This window comes from Paraburkholderia mimosarum LMG 23256 = NBRC 106338, from assembly GCF_000739815.1.
Taxonomy (GTDB): domain Bacteria; phylum Pseudomonadota; class Gammaproteobacteria; order Burkholderiales; family Burkholderiaceae; genus Paraburkholderia; species Paraburkholderia mimosarum.
Genome location: NZ_BBJJ01000177.1, coordinates 1 through 4,173, shown reverse-complemented (window position 1 = coordinate 4,173; position 4,173 = coordinate 1). Strand labels below are relative to the sequence as shown.

Sequence of the window (4,173 nt, the reverse complement as noted above, 5' to 3'; positions counted from 1 at the left end):
CGTGGCAAACGCGATTCACCAGTGAGCGCCTGGCTGGCCTGTACGGCAGACATCCAGGTCGCGCGCCGCGACCTGACCTGGCAGGCCTTGAAGCGATGAGTGCTCGACTTCACGCTGCGACGCAAGCCGGCCGATGGCTCGACGCACTGGAGCAGCCGCAAACTGGCGGCGCAGCGGGCTATGGCCTTCATGACGGTGCAGCGTATCTGGCGCAAGCACGACATTCGGCCACATCGTCTCGATACCCACATGGTGTCCAACGATCCCGACTTTGAGGCCAAGGCCGCTGATGTGATCAGGCTGCACCTGGATCCGCCGTTGCATGCGGTGGTGTTCTGCGTGGACGAGAAGACGGCCATCCAGACGCTGGATCGCAAGGACCGGATGTTGCCGCTCTCGCCCGGGCGCGCCGAGAGCCATGGCTTTGAATACAAACGCAACGGCACCCTGAGCCTGTTCGCCGCATTGAATGTCGCAACTGGCGAAGTGCTGGGCAAAACCGCGCCACGCCATACCAGCGCCCAGTTTGTCGCGTTCCTCACCGAGGTGGTATCGGCCCAGTCGCGCGGAAAGGAGATCCACGTGATCTGCGACAACGTGAGCAGCCACCAAACCGAAGCCGTTCAAACATTTCTGGCTGACCATCCGAAAGTCTCGATACATTACACACCCACGTATTCGTCATGGCTGGATCAGGTCGAGAACTGGTTTGCCCGCATCCAGCGCGACGTCATTGCGCGTGGCGTATTCACCAGCACCAAGGATCTCGACAAAAAGCTCAGGCGTTACATACGTCAATACAACAAGCAGGCGCTCCCATTGAAATGGAAGTACTCCGATCCATCGCGGCGAATTCGGTGCAATTGATCCGGTTCAACGGACTAGCAACAGCTAAATCGGTAACAAAAAACTTGGGTCAATGCGATCGGCCAAGCAGACGTGGCGTCGCATTCGCGGCGCAGAAAGCACGCAGCGGAAGATGCCTCGCGCAATCAACTCGCAAATGTGTGGCTCTTCACCCGATGTAGCCGCAAGCTATAAGCCGGTGTCCGTTACAACCTCATGCTTCAGTGTTGCCGCAATCACTCTAGCACACGGGGGGTGCTTGTCCGCTGACGTCGTTGTCGCGGATCTCATGTTTGGCCCGCCGGCTGGCGATAACGTCGGCCAGGAAAGGCCACGAACTGCTCGCTGGTATGGCGCGCCGCACGTCGATGACTTCCCAGATTGTCGTGTTGAGCGGGACGAAAAGGCTCAGCGTTTCGTTGCGCTAGTGTTCGAAGCTGCGACTCCCCGCTCGCCCAAGTGACAGCGGCAGCATCCGACCTTTACGATCCAAGTCCTCAATTGCCGTCTTCTCGTCTACGCAAAACACAACCGCATGTGCGGGTGGTTTCAGACACAGACCGGTCGCGTCTGCCGCTTTGCTCCTGGAGCCAGGATACTTGAGATCATGTAACTATCGAGCCGAGCGGCCCGCAATCCATTGCTTGCGCCAGATGCCATAGACCGTCGACGCGCCAACGTTGCCCAAAACCGCCGCAAGCTTAGCTGCTTCAATGCGTCGAGCCATCCGCGGGCCAATGCTTGAGCGTGAGCTTGAAACTCAGTACCCACGCCTCCGGATTCTCAGGCGGACGCGCCGCGGCTAGTCCCGGGCAGCGCGCGTACAGGCCTGCCAGCCAGGCGCATGAAATGGGTCAAGCAGCGTCCCGATCCCGATAGAAGCACTGGGCAATTGCGGCGGGTATTCAGAACACGTCCGCCGCAGGCCAGTCGCTCCATCAGTAATCTGTTATTTAGGACAACAGTAAAGTGGTGAGCCAGTCCCACCAGCGCACCTTCCCTCGGACATCGGCCAATGGCACGTTTCCAATTACGCCGCCAACGAATGCGCGAATTCCTTTTGCCATCGCCGAGGTTCTCGCCTACATGATGGCCAAGCTCAAAGAGCAGACACGTTACTCGGTCGCCTGCCCCCGGGTGGACCAACTTCCCAACCTGTCCCATAGCAGTAGGTAAAGCTCTCGGCAGGATCTGCTGGATTGGCGTATATACAAAGATCGTTCGGCGCGACCGCAAACGCCTGCGCCGTCACGCCCATTAAAGCAGCGGACAAGACGCCACCACAAAGCAATCTCTTAATCTTTTCCATAAATAGTCTTTAGTTAATAGCCCTTAATCTATGCAACTCGTTACTGCCCGCCGCAACTCCGTACCTTAAGAAATTTTCAAGGGCAACTGCCAGAAGAAATGAGTCAAATATTTTGATGCCAACACACTTCGCCATTAGGGACCGTGCTGCCAAATCTGGTGCCGGTCTCCGGCACACACAACCAAGGACCCACGCTGGGTGCCGTCTTCACACCTCTCCGCATTCTCGAAATTCCAACGGTCCCTCGCTGTCCATCGACAGGCAAAAGCCGCCGCGCGTCACGGCCCTGGTAATGCGCCTACCGGAATTTCGCCATTTGGCAAGTGTTTCACGAGCGGAAGGCCATTCACGCTGACCGCCATTGACTGCGTGCGCCGCTTTATATTCATTAACCACAGGGCTTTAGGATTCCATCCCTAACGCTTCAAAAAACACGGGTCTGCCATACCCCTCAACGACATTACCTATGGTATAAATTATATCTGTTTTTGGTCGCCGTTGTTACGGTATAGCATACGTTTCTGATTTCAGTCGATCGCGCAATCAAGGTTATCCAAAGATGAACTTAAGCACGATCTAACGCGACAATGGCTCGAATAAGAATTTGTGTTATATGCCTCGCCAGATGATCAGATAACTGAACTTACTGCTTTTCAAAATGAAGGAATGCATCATGATGATGCGAAATATTTTTATTGTTTCGCTTGACTCGGCGCATCTTATTGCGCTGCTGCCGAAACGTACGAAAGCTGCCCGCCGCCCGCCGCCATCAAAGTTGCACGGAACGTGTACACGGCAACAACCAGCGATAACGAGGGTGAATGGACGGGTATTGCGAGGGGACCGGACGACGGCAATATCAAGGAATTTAGCTCAGCCACGTTTGATCCACCGCAGCTTGATAATGATGGTACTGTGCGATCGCCGGAAATCCAGTGCTCCTACGAACTCGCCAACGGCAGCCATATGAATCTACGGTACATACCTAGGTCTCCGCTACCAGGTCTAAGGGTAGACCCAGGTTCATGGCGCCGGAAATCTGGCCCTCACGACCTTGACTACTATGAATGCACTGAGCCGGCCGCCTGGCGTTGTAGGTTCGTTGTCGTTCGACGGTCCTGAACAATCCGAGCGTTCAGCTGCGGCTTCCCAGTGGGTGCCGTCTTGGTCCAATTGCAAGGGCTTTGATCTGTCGCCGCGAGAATCCTGACGACATTGAAAAGAGGTCAACGGTACCTGTCGCGGAGAAGACTCTGCTCCGGCGTCCGCTGCGAGAACCGGCAGACCGTTGTCCTGCGGTGCGATAGAAAAGTCATTTCGGGCCCCTGTGGGTGCGTTGGCATTCAACTTGGGCGCCTTGACCTCGCCATACGGCTACCTCGAGAGCCGGGCTTCCGCCGTCGAGTTTCGCGGTCCGTAGGCCAAGGCGATCCATGCGAAAGGGCGGGGTTCGAACCATCGGAGCTTTTTTGCCACAATCGTCGTCATTCGTCGCTCGGCCTGTTCCGCCAGTCCAGTTTTGGCCGGATCAAGGTTCAAGAGCCCAACGATGCTGCCGTGCAACCAGAGCCCTTTGGAACGCGAAAACCACGCAGAAGGTCGGTCCCGCCAAATCCACCAGTTGTTGCTTCGCGTTCACCCCGCTTACGTCGCATGGCCGGTCAACATAATTGTCGCCCCCCAATCCGACACAGTGAGATTTTTTTCCGGTTTCGTCGCCTGCCTTAAAGATCGGATCGCTTTGATATCGCTCAGCATTTCATCGAATTCATGAGCTGGTTCCCGATTGATACCCGGACTATCGACATAAAATTCCTCGACCATTGGCTCCAGAACTTCAAGGATTCGCCCGAGCCGAGAACCATATGAAAATATCTGCGTAATGGCTCTTTCCGTTTGTGGGTCGCGGGCACCCGGCAACGCCATGGTTTGGCCTACAGCGCCGCTCAAAGGATAGTTGCATTGGTGACACCAAAGCCAAGTCAGTGGGTACATGTCGATTTCCTGTCCATGAACTA

1 protein-coding gene and 2 pseudogenes are annotated in these 4,173 nt (G+C 55.9%); 2 read left to right on the top strand and 1 reads right to left on the bottom strand.

Going from position 1 to position 4,173, the window contains the following annotated elements; translation table 11 throughout:
* Both BMI01S_RS36140 and BMI01S_RS44360 read left to right on the top strand, forming a co-directional pair.
* Nucleotides 1–867 (top strand): annotated as a pseudogene (locus tag BMI01S_RS36140) (IS630 family transposase); the annotation flags it as partial.
* A 2,041-nt stretch (nt 868–2,908) separates the two neighbouring features.
* Nucleotides 2,909–3,277: pseudogene (locus tag BMI01S_RS44360) on the top strand (DUF3757 domain-containing protein); the annotation flags it as partial.
* 522 nt (nt 3,278–3,799) lie between these two features.
* On the opposite strand, the gene BMI01S_RS36135 reads toward BMI01S_RS44360, so the two are convergent.
* On the bottom strand, nt 3,800–4,173 hold a 374-nt coding region (locus BMI01S_RS36135; RefSeq protein WP_042292847.1), incomplete at its 5' end, for a hypothetical protein.